This window comes from Halobacillus rhizosphaerae (assembly GCF_046719735.1).
Lineage (GTDB): Bacteria > Bacillota > Bacilli > Bacillales > Halobacillaceae > Halobacillus_B > Halobacillus_B rhizosphaerae.
Genome location: NZ_JAUTWQ010000039.1, coordinates 1 through 16,156, shown reverse-complemented (window position 1 = coordinate 16,156; position 16,156 = coordinate 1). Strand labels below are relative to the sequence as shown.

The following is a 16,156-nucleotide window of genomic DNA, read 5'->3' as shown; positions in this document are numbered from 1 at the left end:
TCTCTAAACACCTTACATTATGCTTAATATCTTTCTGAATGTAAATGGATAAGGGTCAAACTGTATAAATTGAACTACAAATGTCTGGCTGTCAGATAAGAAAATTACCCCTAATCATCTTAGGACCAACAACTAAGAAAAATACTACTCTGGGCAACCGCTCCGGAAATACACTCCGCTTTTCGCGGGCGGCTGGTCTGCCTCCTCGCGATGTGCGCTCCGGGGTCAAACCTATGCCTTCCTCCCGCAGAAGTCTACGCGTATTTCCTACGCTGTTATGGCTGCGATAGAGAAAAAGAGTACTTTAGAAACTCTAACATTCTTTCTTCATGCAGAAAAAAATCCGAACGAAGATGCACCATTCATCGACGTTCGGATTAATTAACTGCTATAGAACTTGCATCATTTCGGTGATTGAAACATGACCGGGAATGGATAACTGTCTTTCTGATCGTTTCTTTCCACAGTGACCACTGCCACATATGGACCTGCTAGATCCGGGAGGCGGATGTCTGCTTCACCTTCTACCGTTCCAGCGCTCGGTTTACTGATCGAGAACAGCCTGCCAATGGACAACATCGTTCCCGCCCGGTAAAGATCAACAGTAACCTCTTCGGCATCTTCCGTTAAGTAGAAGCGATAGGAGAGATCCTTCGACGTTTCCCAGTCCTGAAAAAGCTCGAACCCGGAGATCTTCGCGTAATCGTCGCCTTCATTCATAAATAAATAGGGAAGCGAGTAGGTTTCATCTGGTCCTTCGATTTTCACATACCCTTGATGGATTCCTTTTGATAAAAAGGCTTTCGATAAACTCGCCTCAACCTCTACTTTCTCTGACTGATTCGGAGCAAGGGTGACGGATGACGGCATTGACCAAGATACTCCGCGATCTTCGTCAGGGACGAGAAAGTGGAAGGTTTTCGTTTGATGATCTGTATTGGTTAAGGTTATGACCGAGTTTGCATGCAGAAATTTTTTCTCCTCTAATTTCCCCAACCGAAGCGAGCCTGGTGACATCCAAAGCTTCGGATGAATCGCTTCTTCCGGATCAACGTATCCCGCCCCCTGTTCAGTCGGCACATACGGTTCATCTTGTTTATTTTTGATCAGGTCCGCGGTGCTCATCAATGAGGTCTTGATTTCTGCCGGCGTCCAGTCTGGATGAGCCTCCTTAATTAATGCCGCCACTCCTGCCACATGCGGAGAAGCCATACTCGTACCGCTCAGTGCTTTATACCCCCCAGGTACAGTGCTGAAGATGTCGACTCCAGGCGCTAAAATGTCTGGTTTGATCGCCCAGCTTGTCGTGACCGGTCCCCGGGAGCTGAACGGAGCAAGCGACTTCTCTACTTTCTCCTGGCTTGTTTCTACCCACTGATTTTCCTGAATCGCCTTCTGCTTGAGCCATTCCCCGTCTTCCTGCGAAATCGATACGACCGGAATCGGCAAATTCAAGCCTTCAAGCGATCCCTGAAAGGCGCCTTTTTCATTATTATAAATAATCAAGGCTTTAGCTCCCCGCCGATAAGCTTTCAAAGCTTTCTTAGAAAAAGGAACTACGCCGCGTTCCATCAGCACGATCTTCCCTGTAGCCATCGACAACGGTGCTTCCCCATTTCCGCCATCCATGAGTGGAAACTTCTTGCCAAGATTCCATTCGGCAGAGTTCTGGAGCGGAATGAGGGAAATCTGCCGATCCTCGCCCGGAACGGTTAATACGGAGGCTTCGGCAGGCCGCGCCGAAGCGCCGACGGTAATGGCATCGGGAGAAGTGGCTGGCGATCCCACCGTCCATGTGTCCGGTCCTGAGTTCCCTGCTGCCACCACCACAACTACACCTAATTCAATCGCTTTATTGACCGCTTTGCTCGTTGGCCAATCGGGACCGTTGACGTCGTTGCCGAGCGACAAATTGATCACATCCATGCCGTCCTTTACGGCTTCTTCAATCGCTGCAATTACCTGTACAGAGCTCCCCGCCCCGCCAGGTCCCAGCGCCCGGTACGCATAAATGTCCACATCCGGCGCTATGCCCTTCATCTTTCCATCGGCAGCAATAATTCCCGCAACGTGCGTACCGTGGTCGGTGGCGCCCTCCCCTTCTGTTTCCATAGGATCGTCGTCAAAATCCACGAGGTCAAACCCCCCCTTATAATTCGCCTGCAAATCAGGGTGATGGTAGTCTATACCCGTATCAATGACGCCGACCTTCACCCCTTTCCCGGTAAAAGGAAGATTCGCGGTTTTGCGGATTTTTTCCCTCGTTTGTGGATTCGTTTTCTCAAAAAGGGCTTTGTACGTATGCACCGGATATTGATTCACTACGGTGTCCAGACGAGCAATCTTCTCCAGTTCACGCGCCGTACCCTTCACCGCCACCCCGTTAAAAATCGTATCGTATTCCGCTACGATCTCCAGACGCGGGAGTCTGAGCTTTACCTGTTTCACAAACTCGGCAGGCTTTTCGTCTAATTCAATGATGATTGTCTGGTCTTCGTCAGGCTTAAAGCCGGTTAATAATAGGAAGACCAGTGCTGTTCCGAGCAAAAGAAATCTCAATCGCCGCATAAGTGGAAGCTCCTTTTTTGCTTTAGTGTGTATATTTAGAAGCTTCCTATACCATTTTGCTTCCGTTTACGATCAAGAGAAGAGATTAAGCACAAATAGCCGCTCCGGAAATACATTCCGCTTGTCGCGGGCGGCTGGTTTGCCTCCAAGTGCGTTCGCACTCCGGGGTCAAACCTATGCCTTCCTCCCGCTGAAGTCTCCATGTATTTCCTACGCTGGAATGGTTGATATCCATTCTCCTTTGTTCATTCGCGGAAACCGAGCAGAGAATGGAAAATGACTAGAAATCCTGCCTCATACAAGACAAATAATCTAAAGTTTAAATATGCAGTACCTGGAAGAACAAGGCACTAAATGCGCCTAAAGATACTAAAAAAGGTGCCGAGATTAAATCTCGACACCCTGTAAGAATCCACATTTTCTGATTCCTCTTTATTTTGTACCGTACAAGCGATCGCCGGCGTCGCCGAGACCTGGAACGATATAACCTTTTTCATTTAATTTTTCATCCATAGCGGCTAGATAGATATCCACATCCGGGTGAGCTTTCTGAACAGCTTCCACACCTTCTGGAGCAGCTACCAGGCACATAAGACGAATTTGACGCGCGCCGCGTTTCTTCAATGATTCAATCGCTTCGTTGGCAGATCCGCCAGTTGCTAGCATTGGATCAATGACAATCAATTCACGTTCTTCTATATCACTCGGAAGCTTTACGTAATATTCCACAGGCTTCAATGTTTCCGGATCACGATAAAGTCCGACGTGACCGATCTTCGCAGCAGGAATCAACTGCACAATACCATCAACCATGCCTAGACCTGCACGCAGAATCGGCACGAGCCCGATTTTCTTTCCAGTTAGAACTTTTGCCTTTGCATTGGAAACGACGGGAGTGTCAATTTCAACTTCCTCAAGAGGCAAGTCACGGGTAATTTCAAATGCCATCAGGGCAGCTACTTCGTCTACTAACTCACGGAAATCTTTCGTGCCCGTTTCAGTCTTACGTATGTAAGTCAGCTTGTGTTGGATTAGCGGATGATCCAGAACGTACAATTTTCCCATTGCCGATCACTCCTTCTGTTAATTTACATCCTTTAAATTGTACTGAAAAAATGGCCAGGAAACAACCCTTATATCAGAGTGGGAAGGATTTCCTATGTCATGTAAAAAAAGCCACCAGCTTTCAGGCTAGTGGCTTTCCATCTGCTTATAAAGAAGAGTAGGTCGCTGTTTGGTACATAGGAAAACGAGACGTTAACTTCTGTACACGATCTGCCGCATCTTTCATTTTTTCTTCATCTTCATGGTTTTCAAGGGTAAAGGCGATCAGCTTGCCGATTTCTTCCATTTCCGCTTCTTTGAAGCCTCGGGAAGTCACTGCCGCTGAACCGATCCGAACACCACTTGTCGTGAAAGGACCTTCTGGATCAAAAGGAACAGTATTTTTATTTGTTGTAATGCCGATTTTATCCAAAGCTTTTTCAGCTACTTTGCCTGTCAGACCTGTTTCTCTTAGGTCTACCAGCAGCAAGTGGTTATCGGTACCGCCGGAAACAACGCGCACGCCGTGGTTAACGAGCGTTTCCGCTAGTTTCTTAGCATTGGCAATCACTTGACGGGAATACTGCTTAAATTCAGGGGCTAATGCTTCCTTGAAGGCTACCGCTTTGGCAGCGATAATATGCATTAATGGTCCACCCTGCATGCCTGGGAAAACAGATTTATCGATTTTCTTAGCGAACTGCTCTTCACAAAGAATCATGCCTCCTCGTGGTCCGCGCAGTGTTTTGTGAGTCGTTGTGGTTACGAACTGAGCGTGGGGAACTGGATTCGGATGCAGACCAGAAGCAACGAGGCCTGCGATGTGCGCCATATCCACCATCAAATAAGCTCCCACTTCATCCGCGATTTCACGGAATTTCGCGAAATCAATTTCACGAGGGTAAGCACTGGCACCCGCTACGATCAGTTTCGGCTGCACTTCTTTAGCAATTTTCAGAATTTCATCATAATCGATCAGCTCTGAATCTTTATCCACTCCATAATCTTCAAAATTATAAAGCGTACCGCTGAAGTTAACTGGACTGCCGTGGGTAAGGTGTCCGCCGTGATTCAGATTCATTCCAAGCACTTTATCGCCCGGCTCAAGAATCGTGAAGTATACGGCCATATTTGCCTGTGCTCCAGAGTGAGGCTGCACGTTGACGTGTTCGGCACCAAATAATTGTTTCGCACGGTCTCTCGCAAGATTCTCCACCACATCTACATGTTCGCAGCCGCCATAATAACGGCGGCCAGGATAACCTTCCGCATATTTATTCGTCAGTACAGAGCCCATCGTTTCCATAACAGCCTCTGATACGAAGTTTTCTGAAGCGATTAATTCGATATTGTTCTGCTGGCGGTTTTTCTCCTCTTGAATTGCGGCTAGAATTTCTGCATCTGCTTGTTTCAAATGATCCATCTTTAGTTCCCCTTTCGATTCCTATTCATCACAAGACCCTTCTTCGACCACATGACTGATTTCATATACAGCCCTTACGCCGCCAATCAGCGGCGGACGCGTTTTCGCACTAGTAACATGAGCTTTTCCAATAGACTTCTGATCAATTCGGAGAGGGACGGCGACACGCTTGAGATGCATGCCGATAAATGTATCTCCTATATCTATTCCGGCAGAGGCATGAATCGTCTCTACCAGGACAGGATCTTTGAATTGCTTATAGGCGTAAGATGCCATGGATCCTCCTGCAGTTGGCACAGGAATCGCGGCTACTTCGGCCAGACCAAGCTTCTCCTGCACGGATCGTTCCACTAAAAGCGAACGATTCAAATGTTCACAGCATTGAAAAGCAAGCTCGACATTCGTCTTTGCAGCAAGCTTCTGCATGGCCTGATAAATGACCTCAGCAATTTGTTCATTCCCTGATGTACCAATGCGTTTTCCAGCAATTTCACTCGTTGAACAGCCAACGACAAACAGTCCGTTATGGATCGCGTCACTTTGAATGAGCTGATCAACAACAGCTTCCACATCGACTTGAATCCTCTCGATATTTGCCACTATTGCAACACCTCTTTAGTTTTACAAAAAAGAGAAGCTGTTGGTTAAAGCTCCTCTTTTTTTGATGATGAAACGCCAAAATCCGAACATTAATAATTAAATTAATCTTGTATGTTCGATTTTAACTGTTACTGATTCATTTGTCTAGTTAAATTGTGAGACTATTTTATGAACATTTTGGTTCCTGGTTACGGTCCTAATGAGCGAGGACGGGTTGGCCGCTCTGCCTTTTGGATCCTCTTCTATTTGCTATGGGGCGGGGTGGAATGTACTCGCTTTCCGTGGACGAACGCCCGAGCCTCCTCGCGAAACCCACGCTGCGGGGTCTCGGATCGCCCGTTTTCCACAGGAGTCTCGTACATTCCACCCCGCCCCATACATTTGAAATACTTTTCCAAAAGGCAAAGAATAGAAGATTACCATTTGTTCATTCTTCAAGCCAGTTATACTCATCTACATAATAGAATACGGATAACAAGAGGTTCCCTAAAATAATCTTCTTCTATAACAAAACCGTTTTCAATAATAATAATTTCTTTTTTTATTCGTTTTCGTAGGCGGAAATTTTGTTCACACGTTTTTCATGGCGTCCGGCTTCGAATTCTGTCTGCACCCAGGTTCTGGCGATTTCAACTGCAAGCCCCGGTCCGATGACACGCTCGCCCATACATAAAACGTTCGAGTCGTTATGTTCACGCGTTACTTTCGCCGTAAACAAGTCATGCACAAGCGCCGCTCGAATACCTTTTACTTTATTGGCAGAGATGGACATGCCAATCCCCGTACCGCAAATCAGAATGGCTTTATCAAATTCTCCATTGGCCACACGTTCAGCCGCTGGAATCGCGTAATCCGGATAGTCTACAGAACCTTCACAATCACAGCCAATATCTTCAAACTCTACATTTAATTCCGTCAATAAACCGGCCACTTCCTGACGCAAATTCACGCCACCGTGGTCAGAGGCAAGAATGACTCTCATCACTACACACACTCCTCTATCTTCAGTTAGTCACCATTATAGTGACACCTCAAAACAAACCTGTCAATGAAAAGAAAAGCGGAGGCGCCCGTTTAGACCTGACAAGCATAAGACAAGCGGCGGAGAGAGGCGACTTTTCCTCTCGCAGGCGATTGACTTATGTCTCGAGGGTCTGGGCGCTGCAGCTAGACAATGAAAAGCGGAAGCGAGCGTTTAGATCCCTCGGGCTAAGCGAGCGAGCTGCAGAGGTACGCCCTTCACCTCTTCAGATTGATCGCTTAGAACCGACGGGATCTGCGAGCTGCAGCTGGACAAAGAAAAGCGGAAAAATCCGTTTAGACCCGACAAGCATAAGACAAGCGGCGGAGAGAGACGCCCAGGAAAAATAAGTGCCAGAAATAAAAAGCGCAAACACCTCTATCAGGCATTTGCGCTTTTGCTAATGTATGTATAAGGACGGAAATTCTGTCGCCAAGCCGTCCCGGAAAGGTTTACTCTTTGAGCGTACCTCCAAGTTTTTTAATGAGAAGATTAATATATTTCTGAATTTCATCACGCGTTTGGCGATAGACGGATAAGTTTGCTCCAAAAGGATCGATGATGTTTAAGTTTGGGATATGACTTTCGGCTTGCTCAATCTGACGGATATCCGCCTCAAGTTCTTTGCGGAGCTTAGCTTCTAATTCTTGATCGGATAATTCGTCATCGGCACCATTTAAGATATGAATGCGTTTTTCTTCAAAATCGGTATATAATTGCTTCAGACTGCTCCACTGTTCTTCATTTATAAGAACGTATTCTTTCAAGGTAAAGAACTTATCTTCATGGTGCGGGTATTGAATGGAGAGGGTCTCTTTATGTTTATCTGTCATCGTCAAGACGAGATCAGACCAAGTTAAGAGATTTTCATCCACCGGTTTAGATTGGTGGTCAGCAGCAAGATTTATTTCCTGCAGCACAGTCACGGAGTGGTCCGTCATCGGCTGGCCGACACCAGCAAATATACCGGCGGACTTTACGCCAATCTCTGTGCTTTTAGATTTTAATAGGACTTCTGCCATTGGACTTCGACAGGTATTACCTGTGCATACAAATAAGATGTTCATACTATCCCTCCCTTGCGAACCATCTTTTCCCCTATCATACCATAGGGGCATGGGCTAGTGAAAATTATGTCAAAACATGGAGTATAGACCGAGTACACAGAGAATGCTGCCGCCTAAGAGTTCGCTGTAAGTCCCAAGCAGCCGACCAGCTCTTCTCCCGACAACGAATCCTGCCCAGGTCAGCACCATGCTCATCAGGCCGAACGTTAGAATCGAAATGAATACAGCTGTATGACGGAGCCCAAGCGTAAATCCGACGGGAAAGCTATCGATGCTCACACTTAAGGAAAATAACCATAATCCTGCACCGGTAATGGTATAAGCAGTCGAATGCTTTTCTGCTATGGAGGCAAAAATGGTGTAGATGCCTAATCCAAAGAGGAGAATTCCTCCAGCGAGTGCCGCCCAGGTACTGACGTTCCCTGACAGCCAGTGGCCTAATTCCATCCCCAGCCCCGGCATAATCATATGAAATATTCCTACCGTGATCCCCGCCCAGAATGCATGCTTTAACCGCACCGCCTGCATCCCCATCCCAAGGGCTACAGAGAATGCGTCCATTCCCAGTGCAAATGACAGCAACAATAAGGATGTGATTTCTTCCACAAACAAGGATTGCATAGGTAAAGCCTCCTCCCCCGGACATGCTATATCATGGTATGCGGAGAAGAAGGCTTGTATGCTATTGCTCGCTGACTATTTGACTTGCTGCTTTCGTTAACCGGTTCATAATGGCGGCGCCGACACCGGATTCGTTAAAGGACTCGCACAGAATAAGATCCACATCGGATTTCTTAAATTCCCGCAATGCCGCATATAACCGATGGGCGACCTCTTCGATATTCTCCCGTGATCCACAGCTGATAACTGGTTCATGATCCAGCTGCTCGGCCAGTTCATAACTCGCCATAACGCCCACACGCTGCCCGTCGCTTTTCACCTGCTTTAAATGCTTTTGGAAAAAGTGATCACTGCCCGCGACCAGACACAACGGGGCTTCTGGAGCATAATGCGTGTATTTCATTCCTGGTGACCGCGGCTGTTCTTCCTGATTGGCAAGCGCCGGATCGACCACTACTTCGCCAAGCACCCGCTCTAGATCTTCCTTCGTAATGCCACCCGGCCGCAGGATAACAGGAATTTCAGAGGTGCAGTCAAGAACCGTCGACTCCACTCCTACCCCCGTAGATCCGCCGTCAAGAATGCCGGCAATTCGTCCGGATAAATCCTGCTCTACATGAGCAGCAGTCGTGGGACTTGGCCGGCCAGATCGGTTGGCGCTTGGAGCAGCCAGCGGTTTGTCAGCCGCGCTTATTAAAGCAAGCGCGAGCGGGTGATCCGGCATACGAATGCCTACGGTGGACAAGCCGGCTGTTACATTTTCAGCCGCTTGTCCATTGCTCTCCAGCACAAGCGTCAACGGTCCCGGCCAAAAGGCATCCATTAGTTTTTCCGCGATATCAGGAATGGCCGTCACCAGATCAGCCACCTGCTTGCGATTGGCCACATGAACAATCAAAGGATTATCTGCCGGACGTCCTTTCGCCTGAAAAATCCGCTGGACCGCCCCTTTATTCGTCGCATCCGCCCCCAAGCCGTACACCGTTTCTGTCGGAAAGGCAATGACTTGCTGTTCAGACAGCAGCCGACCCGCTTCCGCAACGGCAGAATCACCCGGAGTCAGCGGTTGAGACGGCTTCCAAAGTTTTGTTTCGTAACTCATATATAGGTTCCCCTTTAATTCGGCCTGTTCAGCCGATGATGGTAATCATGGATTTCGCCGCGATCGCAGTTTTCACGGAAAGAAAACCTGCTTATCTCGAGGCATTGTGTATAACCTTTTGCAAGGGCCATCCACTATTATCTTAAATTCTACAAATTATCGCAAATTCAGACATTATTCACAGTCTATCCTCAAGTTACCCACAACTTTATACACATATCCATAGGCTGACTCATTAAAACCCGTTACTAAAAAATAAATACCCACATATTATCCACAATCAAACCATGAATTGTGCATAAGTATGAGGGTTATCTACAGCTACCTGTGATTAACTCTGTATATCCACAGCCGCCGGATTGGATCATGCAGCTGAAACTGTTGATGCTTGAGGACGTGATCGAGCGCTGCAGAGTGACTTTCGACATGCAGCTCTTGCATGGATTCTTTCTCCGCATACGTCTGGATCAACTCGAAGATGTGTAAAATCTCGCCGGAAGATACATGCCGCGCGACTTCCAGCTGTTTTATCTTTCCGATCCCATTTCCTACTTGCATAATTCGAAAAGTACCCACTTGTTCTTCCGCTTTTTTTAAGTGATACCACTCACTTTTTGCTTTTTCGATATACATGGCTTCCCCTGCCTTTCTTCTACCACTCTATGAAAAAGGCGAGGGGGTTATGCTAGGAAAATAGTTTATGCCACAGTTTGGTTACGAAAAAATCGACTTCCACTTCCTCTTCCTCTTGATCGGCTTTCGCTACTTGCTCTTCTTTTTCCGACTCTTGAGCAGGAGCCTTATCTTCTTTCACTTCTTCCGCATGCGCTACACTGGTACCATTTGAAAAATCAAGGAAGCAAAGCGGCGGGAACAGGACGCACCACCAATTGTCTCCTTCACCTTTGCCAATCGTAATTAGGATTGCCTCGTACTCCCCGGCCGGATAAATATAATTTCCGTACAATTTAGTAGGAAAATCAACATGACTATTGTACTCGACTTTATAGGTTTGGCTCACGCCTTCTTCTTTCAGAGTATCACCAACAATCTTGTCAATATCGCTCAGGCGGGATTTAATGAGTTTGCGCGCTGCTTCAATCGAAGTAAGATCCTCCACCCATGTGTTAATTTCTGCATTGACTTGATCGCGAACCGTCCGCTTTAACTGCTGAGCAGCTTTGTCATTACTGTCCGCCAGTATTCTCAAGCGGATCGCCTCATCTGGAATGACCTGATAAGACTGTCCAGGTGTGGCTTGAGCTTGTGTTTTTTGCTGCCAAGGCAGAGCCGTCACAATAATGGATAGTGCGATTAACAATAGCCAGCTGTTTTTTATCCGTTTCATTTTTATTTCCCCCCGTAACCTTCTCGTAGTTGCTAGTATGGGCAGGGAGAAATAGATTTAAACCTCTAATCTATGAATCTTTTACAGCGAAGATCATCCGGTCCTTCTGGTTGATATCTTTCTTAATCGCAACTCTATATTCAGGAAGCTGACGGGAGAGTATCTGCTTGACGGCTTCCCCTTGAAGATGGCCAATTTCAAAGGCAATCAAACGCGGGAACAGCTGGAACGTTTTGATCTGTTCCACCATTTCCCGGTAAGCCGCCAATCCTTCTTCTTCTGCAAACAACGCTAACTCCGGGTCAAAATTTAAAACCGTGTCATCCATAATTGCCGCTTCTGAACGAGCAATGTACGGCGGATTGGACACAATGCAATCCAGGTGCTTGCCTTGAAGCGGTTCTAAGAAGTTCCCTTGATAGAAGTCAATCTCCGCTTCGTAGAGACGAGCATTCTCTGCTGCAGCTGCCAGCGCCTTATCAGACAGATCGGTCGCTACAATCCGGCTTGAGGGGTGTTCACAGGCAAGCGTAATCGCAATGATCCCACTCCCCGTTCCCACATCTGCAACGACCGGGTTCGTCATTCCTTTTTCCTTTAGAAAATCAAGTACTCCCACGACTAGTTCTTCCGTTTCCGGGCGCGGAATCAGTACATGTGGATGGACTAAAAATTCGCGGCCGTAAAAATGGGCCTGTCCAATCAGATGCTGAACCGGAACGCCCGTTTCTGCATGGGCATAAAGATCCTCCACAAATTTCGCTCGGTGCTCCTCAGGAAACTCCTCGCGCTCTGCCGCAAGAAGCTGCGCAAAGGACAGACCGAGCACATGCTCAAGCAGCAGATCAGCCACACGAGGTTCCCTGTCATGTTTGGTTAAAAAAAGGGAAGCCCAGCGGCGGGCTTCCTCAATCGTTGTCCATACAGGCTCCATGTTATTCACCAATTTGCTCCAGCTTCTTCGTTTGTTCTTCAATCAATAGGGCGTCAATAATTTCGTCCATATTGCCCTGAAGAATTTGATCGAGCTTTTGCAGAGTCAGACCGATCCGGTGATCTGTAACACGGGTTTGCGGGAAGTTATAGGTACGAATACGCTCGGAGCGGTCACCCGTTCCAACAGCAGATTTACGGCTTTCATCATATTCTGCCTGAGCTTCTTGCTGGAATTTATCATAAATACGCGCACGAAGCACCTTCATCGCTTTTTCTTTATTCTTAATTTGTGACTTCTCATCCTGACAGGAAACGACGATGCCGGTGGGTACGTGAGTCAGACGGACCGCAGACATAGTGGTATTTACACTCTGTCCCCCTGGACCACTTGAAGCAAAGGTATCGACGCGGATATCCTTGTCATGGACTTCCACTTCGACTTCTTCTGCTTCCGGCATAACAACAACTGTTGCTGTGGAGGTATGTATCCGTCCGCCGGATTCGGTTTCCGGTACACGCTGAACCCGGTGAGCGCCGTTTTCGAATTTCATTTTCGAATACGCACGTTCGCCATTAATAATAAAGATAATCTCTTTATATCCTCCCACATCATTCTGGTGGGCTTCAATGACTTCCGTTTTCCACCCCTGGGATTCGGCATAGCGCGCATACATACGGTATAGGTCGCCTGCAAATAATGCCGCTTCATCTCCACCAGCTGCGCCGCGCACTTCCATAATAACGTTCTTATCATCATTAGGATCTGTGGGAAGCATGAGTACCTTCAAGCGCTCTTCAAGCTCCTTCTTCTGCTCGGTAAGCTCTTGTATCTCTTCCTTCACCATTTCTTCCATGTCGTCATCATCAAGGCCATCGTTCAACATGGCTTTGGCATCATCTAATTGACTCGCCACATCTTTATACTCGCGGTAAGCCGTAACGGTGTCCTGCAAGCCGGACTGTTCCTTCGAATACTCGCGCAGTTTACTCGTATCAGAAATGACCTCAGGATCACTGAGCAATTCATTCAGTTTTTCATAACGGTCTTCAAGTGTTTGTAAACGATCGATCAATGGTATGCACCTCTTTCTCCATAACATTCTAATTATATTATAGTGATGTGCTGGATACAACCACATCCCCGATAACTCCTTCGTTCTTCGCGTTTCAGAGAGATTTTTCTGGAGGAAAAGGGCTGTCACTACGAGAGGGGTAGAGGATAGCTGGGTCTCAACGTACAGGGGAATCAGAGGGAATTATTCATAGGGGACGTACTCGGACAACATTTTTGAGGAAAAGTATGTACCTGAAGCCGCAGCCAAAACTTACGTGCTTCAGGGAGGGAACCATGCTTTCGTTCGAAAGCGATGGCCCTCATTAAAAGCTCCAGTCAGCGATTGTACTCCATTTACTGGTTTACTTTTACGTTGATATTGTAACGAGGAACGGCGTTGTACACTTTCTTCTTAATAAGATTCTGTACCTTAGTCGTTTCCGCTTTGGAAAGATTGCGGTCAACTTTCACCGTTACCCAGGCTGTACTTGCTTCCATAATCACGCGTTTTACGTGGACGCCGTCGACACTTTCCGCGGCCTCCTTCATCATATTACGGTCTTGCTTCAATCCCCATGTATAGCCGACATTATTAATCGACCGGGGATTTTCCGTTTGCGCCGTAATTTTGTGATTCGCTCCCATATCTTTCACATCCTGGCGGTTCGTCATGCCTTGATAGCTTCCTGACTGACCGCAGGCAGAGAGTAGAGTGAGAGCCATAAGTCCGGTACCGATCATTCTTAACATTCTTCTTTCACCTCTTCTCGTTTTTCTTAGTGTTTCCGAGAAGAAAGTGAATATGTGAAGAATCTGATTCCGAATCAGGAATGAGACATTTGTTCCAAATCAGGCGAATCCTGAGACGCTGATTCCTTATTCACTTCAGTGATCTTCAACGTGTACTTCGAAGGAATAATCGCTTCCTGGATAATTTTATTCAAATACTTTTCCGCTTCCTCATAGGTGTCAAAAGTGATTTCTTTATTATTCTTCCTAAACTCAAGAACAATCTGGTGTGTTTCTATGCCAATTATACGATACTTCATAAAAGCTCCTTTCGAATTGTGAAAGTCTCTCCAAAATTTCCCAACTAAAAAAGTCGAAAAGGTCCCATTTGTACCTTTTCGACTTATGTCCAGCTCTATTGTCCAGATCAATTTGCCGATGCTCTATTTAATTTGGTGGGATACATGGCTGTTCCCGCAAAGAAGTTGACTTTGTTTACAAAAGAGGAGAAGGTTTGTTCCGTTCTTCCCTGTTCCTTAGTATAGTACAATAATAACTTTTACGAAAGGGGGGTGGCCTAATCTTCCCTTTTAACCGGAAGTGTACAGCAGCGGAACGATCCGCCTGACTTAATGATTTCCGATAAATCCACTTCGATTACGTGAAACCCCCATTCACTCAAAACCGCATTTAAACGCTCGTTCTGCGGCAGACTGAGCACGTTTCTATTCCCAATGGAAAGCACGTTGGTCCCCATCTGAAACTGTTCCTGATCATTTACTCGGATTAAGGAAAAGCGGCGTTCGAGCTGCTCCAGATCGTCCTGGCTGAAAGCGTCAGGATAAATAATCGCTTCGTTTTCACTTAAAATGTTTAACGCGCAGTCCAGATGAAGAATATCCTCGCGCAAAGGAAGCGGAATAATTTCATGATCAGGCAGAACTTTTTCTAAATAAGAAGCTGCGCGTGCATCGGTTCTCCCGCTGATCCCGAGCCAAATCGTCGAATGGTCAAGCAGCACATCTCCCCCTTCGATACTGGGAGCAAACAGCCGCGTAAAAGGCAGATCCAACTGGGTCATTAATTGAATGAGCGGTTTGACCTCCCCTTGGCGGATGTCGCTCGCTAACGAAGAAATATACATGTGCTGATCAATACAAAATCCAATATCCCTCGTAAACACTTGTTCATTTAAAGGCGGTGAGCTTTCCGTATATTCCACTTCAATCCCTTGTTCCTGGAGGACTTTCACAAAGTTTTCATGCTGCTCGATTGCTTTTTCAATATCAATATTATCTTCAGCATAGTGCTTCTGCGTTTCATTAATGATTTCGGTAATCCGCATATGCTCCGGAGAACTGACAATCACTTTCTTCAGCAAGGAATATTCATCCGTACAGCTGCAGGAATGGTTCTTTTCATTTGCAATCTTCATTGGTTCATCCTCCATCTTACTTATTCTCGCTTACCCTTCGCGTCTCTGCCTAGCGGGATGATTTCCCCGGCCGCTCTATGGTCTTCCCACATTTCCAACGTCTGAAATCCTTCCCATATGCCGCCGTCTATCCTCACGAGTTTACCATTCAGAAGTTTTCTCAACCTATAGCTTAATTCAAAAAAACATCAATTATGAAAAAAAGCCGAAAAAGGAGCGGCATTTCCTCTTCGACTGATTTATTTAGCTGGGTTTAGGTTTTAAAATAAACACGATATAACTATGATCAAGATGGAAATCCCAATCGACAAATGTATCCTCAATGGACACATCCAAAATATCTTCAAAAGAAGAATGATGCAGTAAGCGTTTCTCCAGGTGACGCTTCGTAATTCTCAATGCCTCAGAATTGCCAAACTCAATTAATTCTTTCTCGATCGGCACGAGAATACCTTCTCTTTTTACAATTAAAGTTCGGTCGTTCAGCAGAAAGGAATTCACGATTTCTGGTACCTTTTCTGCTTTTTTACTAATGACTTTCACTTCTTCTTCCACTTTATCTTTCTGTGGGTATTCGGTTGAAGTTTGTTCTACTTGATCCTCTGTATTTAAGACCGCTACCAAGATACCGGAGCGATTCATCAGTGACCAATCGTAGTAAAAACTTTCAATATCCACGCCTGTCGTTGCTTTCCAGGTGGCTTTGATCTCTGGGATCAGTTCTTTCATCAAGTGGTCTCGGGTTTCTTCCACTTTTTTAGTATTGTTTTGATTCACCAATACGCGTTCCATTGGTGCTAGAAAATCCTTTAAGTAAATGGTGACATACGGCCCTTCAATGGAGACAAAAACGGCAGCTGGCCCTTTACCAAAGTTCTCTCTGAGCAGTCTTCCTATATAGCTCGACATTTCTGATTGTATGGTTCGTTTATCCATGGCTCTCATCCTCTGTGTCACCTGATTGTGAATTGTGTTTGTTATTTTTTAAGATTTCCACAAACTCTGGGGTTTTAAACATGGGAGGGTGTTTTACCTAAATGCTGATCTTGGGAGGGCATGGATATTTCCGCTGAGAAATTTTCTAATTAAGTGAAGGCTCCTTATTTATGAAGACTTAGTTTCGAGGCATTACGGATTTCCTTTACGGTTTTAAGCGAGTCGAGGGCAGGGGAATCACTCGCTTTCCATGGGCGGCCGGTGAGCTTCCT

17 protein-coding genes are annotated in these 16,156 nt (G+C 46.3%); 1 reads left to right on the top strand and 16 read right to left on the bottom strand.

Annotated features, from left to right (window positions below):
• Positions 1–402: 402 nt before the first annotated feature.
• The 5 genes from Q7A53_RS21280 to rpiB all read right to left on the bottom strand — a co-directional run bounded on the left by Q7A53_RS21280 (position 403) and on the right by rpiB (position 6,617).
• Positions 403–2,568: a S8 family serine peptidase gene (locus Q7A53_RS21280; protein WP_411791219.1), complete on the bottom strand. Its 2,166-nt coding sequence runs from the start codon at positions 2,566–2,568 to the stop codon at positions 403–405.
• Between the two features lie 432 nt (positions 2,569–3,000).
• The gene (gene upp, locus Q7A53_RS21275; RefSeq protein ID WP_411791218.1) at positions 3,001–3,633 is read right to left on the bottom strand and encodes a uracil phosphoribosyltransferase; all 633 of its coding nucleotides are present in this window, start codon (positions 3,631–3,633) and stop codon (positions 3,001–3,003) included.
• Positions 3,634–3,778: 145 nt separating this feature from the next.
• A complete protein-coding gene (locus tag Q7A53_RS21270; RefSeq protein ID WP_411791217.1) occupies positions 3,779–5,035 on the bottom strand; it encodes a serine hydroxymethyltransferase in 1,257 nt (418 codons plus the stop codon).
• Positions 5,036–5,056: 21 nt separating this feature from the next.
• Complete coding sequence (locus Q7A53_RS21265; protein ID WP_411791222.1) at positions 5,057–5,626, bottom strand: TIGR01440 family protein; 570 nt, start codon at positions 5,624–5,626, stop codon at positions 5,057–5,059.
• A 550-nt stretch (positions 5,627–6,176) separates the two neighbouring features.
• Positions 6,177–6,617, bottom strand: coding sequence for a ribose 5-phosphate isomerase B (rpiB, locus tag Q7A53_RS21260; RefSeq protein ID WP_411791221.1), 441 nt, complete (start codon positions 6,615–6,617; stop codon positions 6,177–6,179).
• 41 nt (positions 6,618–6,658) lie between these two features.
• Here rpiB and Q7A53_RS21255 point away from each other — a divergent pair, with 41 nt between their 5' ends.
• Complete coding sequence (locus tag Q7A53_RS21255; RefSeq protein ID WP_411791216.1) at positions 6,659–7,006, top strand: hypothetical protein; 348 nt, start codon at positions 6,659–6,661, stop codon at positions 7,004–7,006.
• Between the two features lie 102 nt (positions 7,007–7,108).
• Here the strand turns inward: Q7A53_RS21255 and Q7A53_RS21250 are convergent, their stop codons facing one another.
• The 11 genes from Q7A53_RS21250 to Q7A53_RS21200 form a co-directional block, all read right to left on the bottom strand.
• Positions 7,109–7,723, bottom strand: a complete 615-nt coding sequence (locus tag Q7A53_RS21250; protein WP_411791215.1) for a low molecular weight protein arginine phosphatase — start codon at positions 7,721–7,723, stop codon at positions 7,109–7,111.
• 69 nt (positions 7,724–7,792) lie between these two features.
• Positions 7,793–8,344 (bottom strand): manganese efflux pump MntP, encoded by a 552-nt coding sequence (locus Q7A53_RS21245; protein ID WP_411791214.1) that lies wholly within the window; start codon positions 8,342–8,344, stop codon positions 7,793–7,795.
• Between the two features lie 61 nt (positions 8,345–8,405).
• A complete protein-coding gene (locus Q7A53_RS21240; protein ID WP_411791213.1) occupies positions 8,406–9,446 on the bottom strand; it encodes an L-threonylcarbamoyladenylate synthase in 1,041 nt (346 codons plus the stop codon).
• A gap of 321 nt (positions 9,447–9,767) precedes the next feature.
• Positions 9,768–10,079 carry a hypothetical protein gene (locus Q7A53_RS21235; RefSeq protein WP_411791212.1) on the bottom strand — a complete coding sequence of 104 codons (312 nt, stop codon included), beginning with the start codon at positions 10,077–10,079 and terminating at the stop codon, positions 9,768–9,770.
• 52 nt (positions 10,080–10,131) lie between these two features.
• Entirely contained in the window at positions 10,132–10,794 is a 663-nt protein-coding gene (gene spoIIR / locus Q7A53_RS21230; RefSeq protein WP_411791211.1) for a stage II sporulation protein R, read from the bottom strand.
• A gap of 70 nt (positions 10,795–10,864) precedes the next feature.
• The gene (gene prmC / locus Q7A53_RS21225) at positions 10,865–11,728 is read right to left on the bottom strand and encodes a peptide chain release factor N(5)-glutamine methyltransferase (protein ID WP_411791220.1); all 864 of its coding nucleotides are present in this window, start codon (positions 11,726–11,728) and stop codon (positions 10,865–10,867) included.
• Between the two features lies 1 nt (position 11,729).
• Positions 11,730–12,803 (bottom strand): peptide chain release factor 1, encoded by a 1,074-nt coding sequence (prfA, locus tag Q7A53_RS21220; RefSeq protein ID WP_411791210.1) that lies wholly within the window; start codon positions 12,801–12,803, stop codon positions 11,730–11,732.
• A 335-nt stretch (positions 12,804–13,138) separates the two neighbouring features.
• Entirely contained in the window at positions 13,139–13,534 is a 396-nt protein-coding gene (locus tag Q7A53_RS21215) for a hypothetical protein (protein WP_411791209.1), read from the bottom strand.
• Between the two features lie 74 nt (positions 13,535–13,608).
• Positions 13,609–13,833, bottom strand: coding sequence for a hypothetical protein (locus Q7A53_RS21210; RefSeq protein ID WP_411791208.1), 225 nt, complete (start codon positions 13,831–13,833; stop codon positions 13,609–13,611).
• Between the two features lie 257 nt (positions 13,834–14,090).
• Positions 14,091–14,948, bottom strand: coding sequence for a dimethylarginine dimethylaminohydrolase family protein (locus Q7A53_RS21205; RefSeq protein WP_411791207.1), 858 nt, complete (start codon positions 14,946–14,948; stop codon positions 14,091–14,093).
• Positions 14,949–15,191: 243 nt separating this feature from the next.
• Positions 15,192–15,884: a Na-translocating system protein MpsC family protein gene (locus Q7A53_RS21200; protein WP_411791206.1), complete on the bottom strand. Its 693-nt coding sequence runs from the start codon at positions 15,882–15,884 to the stop codon at positions 15,192–15,194.
• Positions 15,885–16,156: the final 272 nt, after the last annotated feature.